The organism is Flavobacterium sp. (assembly GCF_027484945.1).
GTDB lineage: Bacteria > Bacteroidota > Bacteroidia > Flavobacteriales > Flavobacteriaceae > Flavobacterium.
This window is the reverse complement of record NZ_JAIXRZ010000058.1, coordinates 21,399-36,552: the sequence shown is the minus strand read 5'-3', so window position 1 is coordinate 36,552 and position 15,154 is coordinate 21,399. Positions and strand designations below refer to the sequence as shown.

Annotated in this window: 15 protein-coding genes and 1 tRNA gene; 10 read left to right on the top strand and 6 right to left on the bottom strand. The window is 37.1% G+C overall.

What is annotated here, in order from left to right; all coding sequences use genetic code 11:
* Positions 1-76 precede the first annotated feature (76 nt).
* Genes Q0039_RS07940 through Q0039_RS07920 form a run of 5 tightly spaced genes read left to right on the top strand, consistent with a single transcriptional unit; the run spans position 77 to position 5,822 of the window.
* A complete protein-coding gene (locus Q0039_RS07940; protein ID WP_297511449.1) occupies positions 77-1,162 on the top strand; it encodes a hypothetical protein in 1,086 nt (361 codons plus the stop codon).
* Entirely contained in the window at positions 1,163-1,840 is a 678-nt protein-coding gene (gene rsmI, locus Q0039_RS07935) for a 16S rRNA (cytidine(1402)-2'-O)-methyltransferase (protein WP_297511447.1), read from the top strand. It begins immediately after the preceding gene.
* A gap of 49 nt (positions 1,841-1,889) precedes the next feature.
* Positions 1,890-3,578 (top strand): single-stranded-DNA-specific exonuclease RecJ, encoded by a 1,689-nt coding sequence (gene recJ, locus Q0039_RS07930; protein WP_297511445.1) that lies wholly within the window; start codon positions 1,890-1,892, stop codon positions 3,576-3,578.
* Between the two features lie 4 nt (positions 3,579-3,582).
* The gene (locus Q0039_RS07925; RefSeq protein WP_297511443.1) at positions 3,583-4,839 is read left to right on the top strand and encodes an MFS transporter; all 1,257 of its coding nucleotides are present in this window, start codon (positions 3,583-3,585) and stop codon (positions 4,837-4,839) included.
* 47 nt (positions 4,840-4,886) lie between these two features.
* On the top strand, positions 4,887-5,822 hold the full coding sequence (locus Q0039_RS07920; protein ID WP_297511441.1) for a hypothetical protein: 936 nt from the start codon (positions 4,887-4,889) through the stop codon (positions 5,820-5,822).
* Here the strand turns inward: Q0039_RS07920 and Q0039_RS07915 are convergent.
* From Q0039_RS07915 to Q0039_RS07905, 3 genes are all read right to left on the bottom strand, one after another.
* Complete coding sequence (locus tag Q0039_RS07915) at positions 5,817-6,563, bottom strand: UDP-2,3-diacylglucosamine diphosphatase (protein ID WP_297511440.1); 747 nt, start codon at positions 6,561-6,563, stop codon at positions 5,817-5,819. The genes Q0039_RS07920 and Q0039_RS07915 overlap by 6 nt on opposite strands.
* A 2-nt stretch (positions 6,564-6,565) precedes the next feature.
* Positions 6,566-7,018, bottom strand: a complete 453-nt coding sequence (locus tag Q0039_RS07910; protein WP_297511438.1) for a 6-carboxytetrahydropterin synthase — start codon at positions 7,016-7,018, stop codon at positions 6,566-6,568.
* A gap of 156 nt (positions 7,019-7,174) precedes the next feature.
* Positions 7,175-8,047, bottom strand: a complete 873-nt coding sequence (locus tag Q0039_RS07905; RefSeq protein WP_297511436.1) for an Omp28-related outer membrane protein — start codon at positions 8,045-8,047, stop codon at positions 7,175-7,177.
* A gap of 99 nt (positions 8,048-8,146) precedes the next feature.
* Here Q0039_RS07905 and Q0039_RS07900 point away from each other — a divergent pair, with 99 nt between their 5' ends.
* From Q0039_RS07900 to Q0039_RS07890, 3 genes are read left to right on the top strand one after another with little or no spacing between them, the layout of a single operon-like run.
* Positions 8,147-8,623, top strand: a complete 477-nt coding sequence (locus Q0039_RS07900; protein WP_297511434.1) for a TlpA disulfide reductase family protein — start codon at positions 8,147-8,149, stop codon at positions 8,621-8,623.
* A 2-nt stretch (positions 8,624-8,625) separates the two neighbouring features.
* On the top strand, positions 8,626-10,326 hold the full coding sequence (locus Q0039_RS07895; protein WP_297511432.1) for a DUF6029 family protein: 1,701 nt from the start codon (positions 8,626-8,628) through the stop codon (positions 10,324-10,326).
* Position 10,327: 1 nt separating this feature from the next.
* Entirely contained in the window at positions 10,328-11,413 is a 1,086-nt protein-coding gene (locus tag Q0039_RS07890) for a hypothetical protein (protein ID WP_297511430.1), read from the top strand.
* A gap of 43 nt (positions 11,414-11,456) precedes the next feature.
* Here Q0039_RS07890 and Q0039_RS07885 read toward each other — a convergent pair whose 3' ends face one another.
* Both Q0039_RS07885 and Q0039_RS07880 read right to left on the bottom strand, forming a co-directional pair.
* Complete coding sequence (locus Q0039_RS07885; RefSeq protein ID WP_297511428.1) at positions 11,457-12,194, bottom strand: T9SS type A sorting domain-containing protein; 738 nt, start codon at positions 12,192-12,194, stop codon at positions 11,457-11,459.
* A 12-nt stretch (positions 12,195-12,206) separates the two neighbouring features.
* Positions 12,207-13,925, bottom strand: a complete 1,719-nt coding sequence (locus Q0039_RS07880) for an Omp28-related outer membrane protein (RefSeq protein ID WP_297511426.1) — start codon at positions 13,923-13,925, stop codon at positions 12,207-12,209.
* A gap of 162 nt (positions 13,926-14,087) precedes the next feature.
* Between Q0039_RS07880 and Q0039_RS07875 the strand changes: the two genes are divergently transcribed.
* Positions 14,088-14,161: transfer RNA gene (locus Q0039_RS07875), tRNA-Ala, on the top strand.
* A gap of 41 nt (positions 14,162-14,202) precedes the next feature.
* On the opposite strand, the gene Q0039_RS07870 is transcribed toward Q0039_RS07875, so the two are convergent.
* On the bottom strand, positions 14,203-14,781 hold the full coding sequence (locus Q0039_RS07870) for a DUF3109 family protein (RefSeq protein ID WP_297511424.1): 579 nt from the start codon (positions 14,779-14,781) through the stop codon (positions 14,203-14,205).
* Between the two features lie 172 nt (positions 14,782-14,953).
* Here Q0039_RS07870 and Q0039_RS07865 point away from each other — a divergent pair, with 172 nt between their 5' ends.
* Positions 14,954-15,154, top strand: a complete 201-nt coding sequence (locus Q0039_RS07865) for a hypothetical protein (protein ID WP_297511422.1) — start codon at positions 14,954-14,956, stop codon at positions 15,152-15,154.

The following is a 15,154-nucleotide window of genomic DNA, read 5'->3' as shown; positions in this document are numbered from 1 at the left end:
CAAAAACGAATCCCAATCCATTCAACACTTAAGGCCCAATGGGGTTTCAGACGTGTTTGACCAATTGTAACACACCATGAAAAAAAGACTGGAAGCAGAATTGATCAGTATTGCGCACCGCATTTTAAAACTCAAAAACAAGTCGGAAGTAGACCAACTGTACCTTGAGTCTAAAAAATTATACGAAACCTTGGCTGTTTTGAAATTTTATGGCGATAATTATGAAGTCATCAAAAACGATGCGGTTGTTGTGGATTTGGAATCTAAATTAGAAGCCGCTCTAGATTCAACTGAAGAAACTACAGCCCCCGTTATTGAAGAAATTCCAATTGTTGCTGAAGAAGTTCGTGAAGTTGAAGAACCAATTGCGGAGAAAGAAGAAACTACTTTTGAAGACGAAGAAGTTACTGCTGAATACGAGGAAGAAGATACTGTCGGAGCTACTGAAGAGAACCCTAGTCATGAAGACGAGGAAGAAGAAACTATCGCAGCTACTGAAGAAGAACCTAGTCATGAAGAGGAGAAAGAAGCAATATCTTTGTTAGAAGAAGAGAGTAGTCTTGAAGATGATGAAATTCAAGAAGAAGAGCCTGTAATTGTAGGTGAAATTACAATCGAAGAAGAAGAAATCGAAGAAGAAGTGCCCCTAACGGAGGCCAAATTGGATAGTGATTTTGAACCCTTGTTTGAGTTGGCGGCAGCTCCTATGGCTGATGAAGAAACAGAAGAAATCGAAGAAACTCCCATTGCCGAAACTGCAGCTATAAATTCGGAAGCGGATAAAAACGACGAACCGAAACAAATTACATTTGCCGATTTATTAGGCGAAAATTATACTGAACCGGTATTTGTTAAGCCCGATAATGTGGTGGTGCCTCCTTCGTTAAAAAATGTTATTGACGAGCAAGGAAAATCATTAAACGAAATGCATTCGAAAACCATCAATATTGGATTGAATGATAAAATTGCATTTGTGAAGCATTTGTTTGCAGACAGTACCGAAGATTACAACCGTGTATTATCGCAATTGAATACATTTTCTTCCCTTTCGGAAGCGAAAGCATTTATTGACGAAATTATCAAGCCGGATTACAATAATTGGGAAGGTGTCGATGATTATGCCGAACGGTTTATTGCAATTGTGGCTAAAAAATTCTCGTAAATGGGGAAATTGTATTTGGTGCCTACGCCTATCGGCAATTTGGATGACATGACGATTCGTGCCATCAAAGTATTGCAGGACGCCGATATGATTTTGGCAGAAGATACCCGCAACAGCGGAAAACTCTTAAAGCATTTTGAGATTTCAACACCCATGCAAAGCCACCATATGCACAACGAACACAAAACAGTAGATTACTGGGTAAAACGAATTCAAGGCGGCGAAATAGTAGCTTTAATCAGCGATGCCGGTACGCCTGCAATTTCTGATCCCGGTTTTCTTCTTACACGGGCATGTGTAGAAAATGGGGTTGAAGTAGATTGCTTACCCGGAGCTACAGCCTTTGTTCCTGCATTAGTAAATAGCGGTTTGCCCAACGATCGTTTTGTATTCGAAGGTTTTTTACCTGAAAAAAAAGGACGGCAAACGCGTTTCCTCCAACTCGCCGATGAAACTCGAACGATAATCATTTATGTTTCTCCGCACAAGTTAGTAAAAACCTTAAGCGAATTTGTTCACTATTTTGGTGCAGATCGCCCGGTTTCAATTTCGCGCGAGATTACTAAGCTACATGAAGAAACCATTCGTGGAACAGCAACAGAAGTTCTAAAACACTATGAATGCAAACCTCCAAAAGGAGAAATTGTAGCAATTGTTGGGGGTAAACCCACAAAATAAATAGTATACTGAAACGATTATAAACGCCAAAATTTTAACACCAACTCTTATGCGCTGGAACATTAACTCAAAGCCGAATCCCTCCGAAGTACGCCATTTAATGGACGTATTGCATGTCGATGAACTGATTGCCCAATTATTAGTCCAACGAGGCATCACCACCTACGAAGAAGCCAAAGGATTTTTTCGACCTACCCTAAACGACTTACACAATCCGTATCTCATGAAGGATATGGAACAAGCCGTAGTTCGAATTGAACAAGCCGTAAACAACCGGGAAAACATACTCGTGTTTGGCGACTATGATGTCGATGGTACGACTGCCGTATCGCTAATGGCCTCCTATTTACGAAGCTATTACCCCAATGTAGCAACCTACATTCCCGATCGTTATACCGAAGGTTATGGTGTTTCATTTCAAGGGATTGATTTTGCCGAAGATAATGGCATGACCCTTATTATTGCCTTAGATTGTGGAATAAAATCAATCGATCATGTAAATTATGCCAAAGCTAAAGGAATTGATTTTATTATTTGTGACCACCACCGCCCCGGTGATTCAATACCCGATGCTATTGCGGTTTTGGATCCCAAACGGGAAGATTGTTCGTATCCTTATGACGAACTCTGCGGTTGTGGGGTTGGCTTCAAATTGATACAAGCACTTGCCGAACGCCGGGGACAAACGGTATTTGATTTGGTTCCCTATTTGGACTTAGTAGCTACGGCTATAGCCGCTGACATTGTACCCATAACAGGTGAAAACAGAATACTAGCAAAATTTGGCTTAGAAGTAATCAATTCAAGTCCAAGGCCTGGCCTAAAAGCCTTGTTATCACACGCTAAAAAAAGCGTATTTACAATAACCGAAGTTGTTTTTACTATTGCGCCTCGAATCAATGCTGCAGGAAGGATTAAACATGGAAATGCTGCGGTAGAATTGCTTACATCGTTGAATTTAGAACAAGCGATTGAATTTGCTAATGCAATCGAACAACACAACAAAGACCGGCGAGAGTTGGATAAAGCCATAACCGAAGAAGCCTTACGCCAGATTCAGGATTTAAATGAAACCGAACGTTATACTACTGTCGTTTACTATGAAGAATGGCATAAAGGGGTTATCGGAATCGTAGCATCACGATTAATCGCTACCTACTACAGGCCAACGGTTGTATTTACCAAAAGTGGTGATCAATTGGCCGCCTCTGCACGATCAATAAACGATTTCGATTTGTATGAAGCTATTGAAGCCTGCAGCGAACACTTAATTCAATTTGGGGGACATAAACATGCCGCAGGGATGACCTTGTTGGAAGAAAACTATCCTGCGTTTAAAGCCGCATTTGAAGCGTTCGTAAAACGTAGTATTGATCCCAATTTGCTCGTTCCAGAAATTTTGATTGATGCCGAAATTAATCTAACAGATGTTTCACCCAAATTGATTCGCCTCTTGAAACAATTTGAACCCTTTGGCCCCGGTAACATGACCCCTATTTTTTTGGCTAAAGATTTAATTGATACCGGTTATGGCAAATGTATTGGAAACGACGAAGCGCATTTAAAGTTAAGCGTCAAACAAGGCCAATCTGAAATCTTTGGTGTCATTGGATTTGGATTGCGAGAAAAATTATCATTGACACAAAACCGCCAAAAATTTGATGCAGTTTTCTGCTTAGAAGAAAATGAATTCAAAGGTACCGTTTCATTACAACTTCGTTTAAAAGACCTACGATAAATCTATGGCAAAGAATGACCCCTACGAAGCACTGCGTTTTCGCGAATTTAATTTTTTCTTATTGATGCGTTTTGCCTTAGTGTTTGCTTGGTCTATGCAATTTGTAATTATCGAGTGGGAAGTATATTGTATTACTAAAAATCCGCTTTCTCTAGGAATTATTGGTTTAATGGAAATTATCCCCGCTGTGTGCATGGCCTTATTTGCCGGACATATTGTTGATCAAAGTGAGAAAAAAAGACTGCTAACAAAATGTTTATTGGCTTTCAGCATAATCAGTTTGGGATTGTTTCTAATTACTTTGCCAAGTATTGCCAAAGAGTATTCCTCAAAAACAATTCTCTATACGATTTATACCTTAGTGTTTTTTGGAGGAATTGTCCGGGCATTTATTACCCCAGCTGTATTTTCTTTGTTAGGTCAGTTAATCCCTAAAAAAGTCTATCCTAATGCTTCCACCTGGAGCAGTTCGGTATGGCAAATTGCTGCAGTAACAGGGCCCGCCTTTTCCGGTATAGCCATTGGTTTTTTTGGCGTACATTGGTCGCTTTGTTTTGTATTGGGTTGTACAATTTTGGCTTTGCTATTCCTTTCGGGTATAGAAAAAAAACCCATTTTAAATTCCAAAATAGGCGAACCTATTTTTCAAAGTCTAAAAGAAGGTGTTCGGTTTGTGTTTCATAACAAAACCATTTTTAATGCGATCACCTTAGATATGGTTGCGGTATTATTTGGAGGTGCCGTAGCGCTACTTCCTGTATTTGCTCAAGACATACTAAAGGTTGGGTCGACAGGGTTCGGCATCCTTCGCGCAGCTCCAGCAGTAGGTTCGTTTTTAACAATGCTCCTAGCGGCCTATATTCCCTTGAATAAAAACGCAGGAATGAAATTGTTGGTTGCTATTTTTATGTTTGGCGTTTGTATGATAGTATTCGGACTCTCCAGCTACTTTTGGCTCTCGGTACTCGCTTTATTCCTTAGTGGTCTTTTTGACGGCGTTTCTGTAGTGATTCGACAAACGATTTTACAATTGGAAACCCCCGATCATATGCGGGGTCGGGTCGCTTCGGTTAATTCAATTTTTGTAGGCTCGTCAAATGAGTTAGGGGCATTTGAAAGTGGTGTTACGGCCAAATTAATGGGAACGGTCTCCGCAGTTGTTTTTGGCGGCTGCATGACGCTTTTAACAGTAACCTTAACGGGGGCACTTTCGCCTTCTTTCCGGAAATTGGATATTCATAAAAAAATTGAAGAATTGTAAATGAGATTTGTTGAGAAAGAAACTATTATCTTTCGTTTTTTAAAGCTATGATTCGAATCTTCAGTCTTTTCATTGGTTTAATTTTTTCCTTCCCGATTGCCGGGCAAGAAATACGATTTATCCCACTTGATGAAGAAACCAGCGAATTCTTAACGGATGTCAATTTCCAACTTTTTCACCAAAAAAAGAAAGTCTTTGCAGGTATTACCCCCGAAAAAGAAGCAACAATTTTACCCCAAATTGCCTTTGATTCGATTGTTTTTTCCAAATTCAATTTTGAAACGAAGGGCTATGCGCTAGATCAATTGAACGAAGTGATTTATCTCAAGAAAAAAATCTATGAATTGGATGAAGTAGTAATCGGCGAGGTAGATCAAAAAATTGCCTTAGGTGAACACAACCGAATTTTACCGCAATCGAAAGGAATGTATATTCCAAAAGAACTAACTTTTGGTATTCTTTTAGTCAATAATCAACCGTTTGATATGGCAATCGAAAATGTGCGTTGGTATGTCAAAAAAGTAACGCATACAACACATTACCGCATCCTTTTTTATAAAGTAGTGGTCAATAAAGAAAGTATAGAACACCCCTATATAAGTCTATTCAAAGCGATTCCCGTTTATATTTCACCCATTCAGAAACTAACGCCAAAACAAAAAAACAAAGTTGAAACGCCTGTTTCGTATACACTTGATCAAGGAGAAGAAATTTTAGTAGCATTTGAATTGATTGACTATTGTGATGCAACTGAAACCGTTTTTAGCCCACCAAAGGAAGAGCAAACACTGATTAAGTTTCAATGTTCTAATGAAACTAACTTCTATACAAAATATAGAGATATCGTCACTCAACAAGAGAGCGAAGAACTATACAATGCCAATGCTTGGATAAATTATGATTTTGCCTTTCAATTTTTCAAAAAACCCAGTAAAAGTATAATTCGCACTCCTGCCGTTAATTTGATTGGTCGAAAACTATGATTCAAATTTTTCGAGTGAAAATTGCGTTCCGTCAAAAACACCATAGGTAAAATAACCTATCCAATCCCCTAGATTGATATAGGTTGACGATTCATTCAATGCTATCGTCATGGGTAAATGGCGGTGTCCAAAAACAAAATAATCAAAGTGTTGGGTTTCTAATTTTCGTTTACAATAGCGCACCAACCATTCGTTATCTTCTCCCAAAAACTTTACATCGGCTTCGCCCGATATCAACTTGTTTTTAACCGAAAGGTATTGGGCCAGTTTAACACCAAAATCGGGATGTAACCAACGGTAGAGCCATTTAGAAAAGGAATTGGTAAACACCTTTTTCATCCGTTTGTAGCCTTTGTCACCCGGGCCTTTACCATCGCCATGCCCAATTAAAAAAGACTTTCCATGAAAAGTAAATGTTTTATTATCGTGGAATACCGGAATAGTAAGTTCTTTTTCAAAATAACCATTCATCCACAAATCGTGATTGCCAACAAAAAAATAAATGGGAATCCCACTATCTCGAATTTCTGCCAACTTTCCTAATACCCTAACAAAACCTTTGGGGACAACGGTTTGGTATTCAAACCAAAAATCAAACAAATCACCCAATAAAAAAATCGCTTCAGCATCTTGTTTTACCATATCAAGCCAAGCCACAAACTTTTGTTCGCGTGGAAAACTCGCTTCGGGTGTTGGAGCGCCCAAATGTTGATCGGAAGCAAAATAGATTTTTTTACCCATAATTAGTGATTATCAGAAGCAAACCATTCCGCATAAGAGGTTTCGGTTTCTTGCAAACGCAACGAATACAATTGAATGGATTCAGGGAGGCGACTACAAATTTTTTGAGCAAAATCGATGACCATGTTTTCGCTGGTCGGTTGGTAATCTACTAAAATTACATGATGACCACGGGACTGCAGTTCTGCGGCTAATTCGATATGGGGGGTGTTTTTATTAAAAACCGTAGCGTGATCAAAAATATCGACAATTTCCTCTTTGACGATTTTCTTTAAATCAGAAAAATCGATGACCATGCCGAATTTTACATGGGTCGAGTCGGTAATAGGTTTACCAATAACCGTAACCGATAATTTATAGCTATGACCGTGCACATTTTTACACTTGCCGTCATAGCCATACAAGGCATGTCCGGTTTCAAAATTGAACTGTTTGGTAATACGAATCGTACTCATAATGTAAATTTACAGCGCAAAAATACGATTTATTCTAAATGGTTTTGCTTTTTAGAAAAGGAATGCAATTCATTGGGAGCATCTTCCAACTTTAGATTTTGTATAATTTTAGATGAAATAAAAAAGGCCGTCTAATCGACGACCTTTGTACTATTTTTATGGATTAAGTTGAAAATCTTGGGATTCGTTGGCATGCGCTTCGCGGGCATTAATTGCTTTATTGTCCTCGCCTCGCGTCACAAACGCAACAAAACTAATGTTTTGGGGGTTGATATTTGGGGAAACATTAGGGAAATTGGAAGGAGGTGTCATAGTAGGAATCGGAATTGAAAAATTTCGAGTGTAGGTTGAACCATTGACTAACTGACTGTTTGGGATTGCTTCTCCTAAAATATCTGTTAATGAAGCGCGTAGTACATGATTGTGTTCATAATTAGGTATCGGATTAACCCCATTGTATAAATCACTGTAATAATTTCGTTGTAAATAATATAATTTATCCTCTAGAAGGTAAACAACTAATTTTAAATTGTTGTAATCATCCAAACATTTTACTTTGACATCCAAATTGATCGATCCATTAGCTACGGTTGAACTCATGGCTAATCCTATGGTAGTATTGTTCCCTGTTAAATCGATTGCTTGTTGAACATTTGAAGTTTCAGGGAAGCTCCAAACTTCCATGCGATTTAATCGTGAAACCGGCAAAGCAAGGGGCGAATTGGGCAAAATCAAATTTTTTAAAGGAGCAATCCCAGGAAAATGATAGGGATCATTACCATTATGAATAGCCACCTGTACTACTTTATCGGAAACTTCACTGGCTTGTTTCATTGCCCACGACACGCGGGTACAATTCCCACACCAAGTGCCGGTGTAATCCTCAATCAATACATTTTTTTTGAAATAACCCGATACAGGTGGAGCTGTTGATGAACCATCGGGACGGTTTTCAACTATGGTTGTTTCTTGGCACGAAATCAACAAAATTGTCGCTGCAAAAAGCGCAGTTAAAGCGTTTATTTTCATAGCAAATCAAAGCATTACATTTATAACTACAAATAAAAAGAAAAATCCTTTACTTTTAATCAGATTATTTATTTATTTGTATAATAATACCCCTAAACAATGAATAAAATAACCGTATTACTTTTCTTATTAAGCCTATTCGGAAATGCACAAACCGCTTTGCCCGATGTAACCTTAACCAATTTAGAAGGCAAATCCGTAGTATTAAAAAACGAATTTTCTGAAAAAGACAAGCTCTATATTTTTTCTTTTTGGGCTACATGGTGCGGCCCTTGCATCAATGAACTGGATGAATTAAATGATATCATTGAGGACTGGAAAAAAGAACTCAATTTGGAGGTTATAGCGATTTCTACCGATGACGCACGTACGCAAAAAAGGGTAAAGCCTTTAGTTAATGGAAAAGGATGGCCCTATACTATTTTGTTGGACACCAACCAAGATTTGAAGCGCGCCTTAACCATTGTCAACATACCTTACACTCTAGTGGTTAAAAACGGTCAAATTGTACATATCCAAAACGGTTATGTGCCCGGTAGTGAGACCGAATTGTTTGCTAAATTGAAGCAGTTGTAATCATGATTAAAAATTACTTTTACAGCGCTTGTCTTGCGCTTTTGGTTACTGCAGTAAGCTTTGCACAAACGGAAGAAAAACCCAAAGATAAAGGAACCCTCAGCGGCGGAATAGAATCGAATACGCAATGGTATTTGAATGATAAAGGATTGAAGGATGAAGTAGGCAATTCAACCGTACAACCGATTGAACCCCTTAGATCTAATACGTATCTATTTTTAAATTACACCTATAAAAAATGGATTGCTGGAATTCAAGGAGAAGCGTATGAACAAAATGCGCTTTTAAACATGAACCCAAAATACAATGGCACCAATGTGGCTACTTATTTTGTGCAATACAAAGGAGAAAAACTCGATGCAACAGCGGGTTATTTCTATGAACAATTTGGAAGCGGTTTATTGTTTCGGAGTTGGGAAGATCGGGCTTTGGGGATCAACAATGCTTTGCGCGGAGGGCGTATTATTTTTAAGCCCAACACTTCATTTACAGCAAAGTTAATTTATGGAAAACAACGTACTGGTTTTGATGTTGCGCGTTCTGAGATTTTTGGGGGCGATTGGGAATTAAGGCTTTCGAATGTACTGAAATGGGAAACTACCGAACTCACTTTAGGAGGAAATTATGTGGGGCGCTATGAAAAAACCGATATAGTAAATCCTAATTTTGATGCATTAACGAGTGGAATTTCCGGACGAATCAATCTAACACATAATTCAGTTTACTTTTCTGCCGAATACAATTATAAAACAGAAGATGCTGTAGTTCAAGCACCCGGACAAGTTGACAATAAATTAATTAAACCCGGAAGTGCTTTATTGATTAATTTAGGGTATTCAAAAAAAGGATTTGGTATTGATGGAACCTTCCGCCGATTGGAAAACATGAGTTTTTTCTCTGAACGTGCCGCTAAAGGCAATGTTTTTAATGATCGCATTATGAATTTTATCCCCAGCTTAACCAAACAACACCATTATAATTTAGCCAACATCTATGTATATCAGGCCCAACCCAATGTACTTTTAGCTGGATCTAGTTATGTAAAGGCAGGGGATATTGGAGGACAAATAGATTTATTTTACGATATTAAAAAAGGAACCTTATTGGGCGGAAAATACGGCACTAAGATTGCACTTAACTTTTCCAATTATAATGCACTTAGCGGTACATATTACATTTTTAATCCCCAAAATTATGCAACCGATTTCTTTGGATTCGGCCAACGTATGTTTTCCGATTTGAATTTTGAAATCACTAAAAAATGGAATACAAAATGGCAAACTATTTTAAGTTATATTAATCAATACTACAATAAAAAATATATTGAAGATGCAGCCGGTGAAATAAAAACCCATATTGTTGGCGCTGATATAATTTATAAATTGAAAAAAGGACAGTCCATTCGCTTTATGGGCGAACATATGTGGGCCGATTATGATCGAAAAAATTGGGCTTCAGCCACGCTTGAGTTCAACTTCAATTCGAAATTCTCGATGTATGTGTACGATTTGTACAATTATGGTAATGACTTAGATTATTATCGGAACCACTACTATAACGTAGGAGGGTCATTCCGTAAAAATGCATCCCGTATTTCCCTAAACTACGGACGTCAACGGGGCGGCTTGGTGTGTGTGGGTGGTGTATGTCGCTTTGTCCCTGAAAGCTCGGGGCTTACGTTAACATTTAATACTTCATTCTAATATGCATTTTTGGCGCAACATAGGGTTTTGTTTATTGCTATGTATTAGCGGAATTACCTATTCGTGTTCGTCCAACGAAAACTACGAAACAATAGCCGAATCGCCAGTGGTTTTTGATTTATCACAAGTTCCCTACCCAAAGCTTTCGGACTATCATTTTTTTAATGGGGAGCTGAAAAATTTACAACCAGCCTTAGGGGTTTTACCCTACAAACCGGCCAGCGAATTATTTAGTGATTATGCGTTAAAAAAACGTTTTGTTTGGATGCCCAAAAACACTAAAGCTACCTATGTGAGCGACCATTCTATTTTGAATTTACCTACTGGCAGTGTAGTAATTAAAGTTTTTTATTACACTAATGTTCAACCAAGTAATACTACAAAAATCATTGAAACCCGATTGATGATCAAAAAAGAATCGGGGTGGATATTTGCTCAATATATATGGAACGACAATCAAACGGATGCTGTTTTAACAAATCAAAGTACAACAAGAACAATACAATGGAAAGACGAAAATAACATTGTACAAACTGTTGAGTACAGAACTCCTGAAGCCGATTATGAATGCAACAGATGTCATAGTACTATAAATACAGATCACAAGTTCCCTTTAGGCATAAAACCCCAAAATTTGAATTTTAATTATAATTACAATGATGGTATAAAAAATCAATTGGACAAATGGATTGAAATGGGTTATTTAGAAGACAACTTACCAAATACCATTGTTTCAATAGCCGATTATAAAGACGCATCTCAACCGTTAAATCTCAGAGTGCGTTCCTATTTTGATGCAAATTGTGCACATTGTCATGTTACTGGCGGTGAAGCTGGGCATATGAATTTAAGATTTTCTTTTAATGAAACGATAAATCCATCAAAAATGGGGGTTAATAGAATAGCTGCTCATTATTTACAAGGATATAACAATTTAATTATTCAACCTGGAAATTATGGTCAATCCATATTACATTATAGGATAAATACAGAAAACGACATATTGTATATTATGCCGCCGCTTGGAAGAACAAAAAAGCATGTTGAAGGTGTTAATCTAGTTGAAGAATGGATTAATTCTTTATAAAAAAACCGCCATAAGGCGGTTCTTTATTTGAATATAATATAAATTATCTTTTTATAATTTTTTTAGAAGTACGAATCCCTTCAGCGTTTATAAAATTAATCAAATATACACCTGAGTTGAAATTTGAAACATCTATAGATTGAATTCCGTAATTTAAACTAGATGAATGAAGAACTTTACCATTCAAATCAACTATAGTCATTGTAGTAGCTTTTAAAACGTCTAATACGAGTTCGCTTTCAACTAAAGTAGATTTAACAATCACACCCGAAGATTGCAATTGATCAATCTCATCAACTGATAAATTAGGATCATATCTATAGGTAACTGTAATTGCATTTCCTACTTCTGCTCCTCCTTGAGTCGCCTGATTCGTTTGAAAAAATCGAAATACAAAATCTAATGGAAAAGTTCCACTCCCCGCATTATCATTCAAAAAATGATCAAAATTTCCATTGGAAGCATTAGGTGCTAATGTAACCGAACCGGTGGTAGGGTAAATAGTATTTTCAGAAACTTCTGGAAGACATTCTTGACCAAAACACAATTGAAAATTACTTCCATTATTATTCACTAAATCTTCACACTTGATCCAAACATTAGTAGTTGCTGGTCCATTATTTCTAACTCTAAACAATATTTCAGCTGCGGGATAGCCTAACTGAGTTCTAGCTAATACAGTACCACTAGGAACATTAACTCCACCAACTGACAATGATATTTGAGAAAAACCAAACATACTTGCAAAAACAAGTATGTTGGTAAAAATTACTTTTTTCATTATTGATATATTTTAATTTAAAATAATCTTTTTAATCTCTTCGCGGCCTTCAGACATAAATTTTGCTAAGTAAACTCCAGCCTGTAAACCGTTTAAGTTAATGGTTTCATTGTTTGAAATATTTTTTACAGTGATTAATACTTTTCCTGTAAGATCTAATATTTCAACATCTGCATTGTAGTTGGATTTGAAGTATACAACACCTGTGGTTGGGTTAGGATATAACTCAATAGCGCTTGATTCAAATTCTGAACTAGAAAGTGGATTATTAACCCCAAATGTTTTAGACTCAGAACCTCCAAAATTACCTCCTTCGATACCAGGAATTACATTGCCATTACTAAAAACTTGATACCCACCAAAACCATATGCTCCGTACATACCATCACCATACGAATCGTTAACAATAAATGTATAACAATCATTAGGTACTGTTAAATTAACATCGGGTTGTGGGTATTCCCCAGCAGCAGCAGCGTCAGCATAAGTTGGACTAGAGGCAACAACAGTACCTGCAGAGTTTCTAAGTTCCCATGAAGTTTCTGAACCATATTGGTCTAACGTAATTTTAATTACTATATCACTAGTAGCTGTTTCACTCGCTTTAGCAAATGAAGTCACACCACTATTATTTGCATTGTTCCCATCAGTTGGAATACTCACATTCAATGTGTTTGATGCTTGTAAGTTGTACGAAATTGAAGATAAATTAACAACTTGACGCGCTAAAGGTGCTAAATTTCCTGACCAATTAAAAATTTGAGGTGTTCCACCATTAATGCTATAAGTAATCGGCAATGTTGTTAAATTATTTTGTCCATAATTCTGTATTTCAATTTTTGGAGAAACAGAAGCAACACACTGATCTGAAATTCCTTTAACCTCTTTAATACTTGCATCATTACTGATCAAGCCTGTGTAAGTAGCTGCAGCTCCATTTCCAGAAACAATTTTTTGTTGTGATTCTGCCATAAAAGCAACCACTTCAAACTCACCCATTTCAGCAGGAACTAAATTATAACTTGCAGGAATTGTATAGTTGTAAGTTCTTGTAACAAAAGTTCCCGAAGTAGTAGTATTTATAGTTTCTCCCCATTGACCAGTGATCATATGCACTAAACGGTGTTGGTGATTATATTGATCACCCAAATTACCACCCGTTTGTGGGCCTAAAGTATTGTTTTGAAGTAACGCTACGTTTAATCTATTTGTAGCAACAGGGCTAGAACCTGTATAATATGCTTCAACTAGAACCGTTAATACTCTTGTGCTCACATTAATTGAAGCGGTAGTCGCAACATTTACATAGGAACTTTGAGCTAAAATTTGGTTGGTAGCATTGGTCCAGTTGTTTCTATTCATTGCCGTACCTGTACCACCATTTTGAGCTAATCCTGAAAATTGTGTGCGGTTTACAGTACCTGCTGGATAACCGGTAACACCTGCTTGACCCGTAAAACCTGAACCAAATGGAGTTCTAAAATCGGGCTGACCTGCACCCGGTGTAGAAAAACCACCAACGTGAACATTAACAAGAAAAACATTGTTAGGATTTGCATTTTTAATGTTGTTGGCAATAGTATGTCCTTGAGGACAATACACACAATTGATACCTGTAAACTCTTCCAGGATAACTTTTCTGTTTTGAGGTGTTGTACTTACTATCGTTTGTGAAAACGATAACAAACTGTAAAAAGTTGTAAAAAATAAAGATAATGTAATTTTTCTCATGTTATAGGTGTGTTTCTAAGATGTTAATAGCTTACAAATATAAATTTATTTTTGATTTTTAATGCAATTTTCAAATCAATGTTCTAAAAATTAACAACATATATAATTTTATCATTTAAAGTAGATAAATTCAAAAACATTCATAAATTTGAAAAAAATAATGGGGATGTAGCTCAGTTGGCTAGAGCGCTACGCTGGCAGCGTAGAGGTCGTGGGTTCGAGCCCCATCTTCTCCACGAAAAAACCTGAAACATTGTTTCGGGTTTTTATTTTTTACTTATCGTTTGCGCTCCTCCGCTAATTCTTTGGCAACCTTTTCCAATTCGGTGTACCAATTTTCGCCAAAGCGACGAATCAATGCTTCTTTTACAAATTGATATACAGGAACTTGCAGTTCTTTTCCAAGGGCACAAGCCGGATCACAAATATCCCAACGGTCATAATTTACCGCTGCAAATTCTGAAAAATCTTTGATGCGTATGGGATATAAATGGCACGAAACAGGTTTCTTCCAATCGACAATTCCTTCATTGTAGGCTTGCTCAATACCACATAAAGCGGTATCGCCATCAAAAATCACATAGGCGCAATCTTTATTGTTGATTAAGGGGGTTTCCAAATCTTGTTCGGTTCCTTCCACCCATGTACCTAATCGTTCAATGGCTTCAATTCCCTCAGGACGTAAATAGGGTTTTATTTGGGGATAAATCGATTCTAATATTTTTGTTTCTTCCAAACTTAAGGGCGCCCCTGCATCGCCATCGACACAACACGCGCCTTTGCAAGCGCTCAGGTTGCACACAAACTCTTTTTCAAGAATGTCTTCTGAGATGATGGTTTTTCCGAGCTGAAACATAGAAATAATAGTTTTTACAAAGATACTGTTTTTGATCGACCGTATCGGATCAATGCAAACAGAAACTCTTAAATAATCGGTTTAGCAATTGCTGTTAAAATATGGGTATCGAATGTTAAAGCACGCTTTGACTCATCAAAAATTTTTAACTTTACACCCTCAATTAAAATAAATGAAAGTATTTACTACCTTATTACTGTTTGTAGCATTTGCCCTAATCGTAATCAACATCATGCAATTGGATTTTGATCGTCCGTTTGAAGGCAATAGTTTAGTTGCTTTAATTGGAATCGTTGCCTCATTTTGTGCCGTTTTTATTCTTTTGATTTTTAAAATGTCGAAGAAAATTCAGGATAAAATGAAAAATCAATAA

Excerpts from the sequence above, each read along its gene's own strand:
- Q0039_RS07940 (WP_297511449.1), top strand. The coding sequence starts at position 77 with ATGAAAAAAAGACTGGAAGCAGAATTGATCAGTATTGCGCACCGCATT.
- rsmI (WP_297511447.1), top strand. The coding sequence starts at position 1,163 with ATGGGGAAATTGTATTTGGTGCCTACGCCTATCGGCAATTTGGATGAC.
- recJ (WP_297511445.1), top strand. The coding sequence starts at position 1,890 with ATGCGCTGGAACATTAACTCAAAGCCGAATCCCTCCGAAGTACGCCAT.
- Q0039_RS07925 (WP_297511443.1), top strand. The coding sequence starts at position 3,583 with ATGGCAAAGAATGACCCCTACGAAGCACTGCGTTTTCGCGAATTTAAT.
- Q0039_RS07920 (WP_297511441.1), top strand. The coding sequence starts at position 4,887 with ATGATTCGAATCTTCAGTCTTTTCATTGGTTTAATTTTTTCCTTCCCG.
- Q0039_RS07915 (WP_297511440.1), bottom strand. The coding sequence starts at position 6,563 with ATGGGTAAAAAAATCTATTTTGCTTCCGATCAACATTTGGGCGCTCCA.
- Q0039_RS07910 (WP_297511438.1), bottom strand. The coding sequence starts at position 7,018 with ATGAGTACGATTCGTATTACCAAACAGTTCAATTTTGAAACCGGACAT.
- Q0039_RS07905 (WP_297511436.1), bottom strand. The coding sequence starts at position 8,047 with ATGAAAATAAACGCTTTAACTGCGCTTTTTGCAGCGACAATTTTGTTG.
- Q0039_RS07900 (WP_297511434.1), top strand. The coding sequence starts at position 8,147 with ATGAATAAAATAACCGTATTACTTTTCTTATTAAGCCTATTCGGAAAT.
- Q0039_RS07895 (WP_297511432.1), top strand. The coding sequence starts at position 8,626 with ATGATTAAAAATTACTTTTACAGCGCTTGTCTTGCGCTTTTGGTTACT.
- Q0039_RS07890 (WP_297511430.1), top strand. The coding sequence starts at position 10,328 with ATGCATTTTTGGCGCAACATAGGGTTTTGTTTATTGCTATGTATTAGC.
- Q0039_RS07885 (WP_297511428.1), bottom strand. The coding sequence starts at position 12,194 with ATGAAAAAAGTAATTTTTACCAACATACTTGTTTTTGCAAGTATGTTT.
- Q0039_RS07880 (WP_297511426.1), bottom strand. The coding sequence starts at position 13,925 with ATGAGAAAAATTACATTATCTTTATTTTTTACAACTTTTTACAGTTTG.
- Q0039_RS07870 (WP_297511424.1), bottom strand. The coding sequence starts at position 14,781 with ATGTTTCAGCTCGGAAAAACCATCATCTCAGAAGACATTCTTGAAAAA.
- Q0039_RS07865 (WP_297511422.1), top strand. The coding sequence starts at position 14,954 with ATGAAAGTATTTACTACCTTATTACTGTTTGTAGCATTTGCCCTAATC.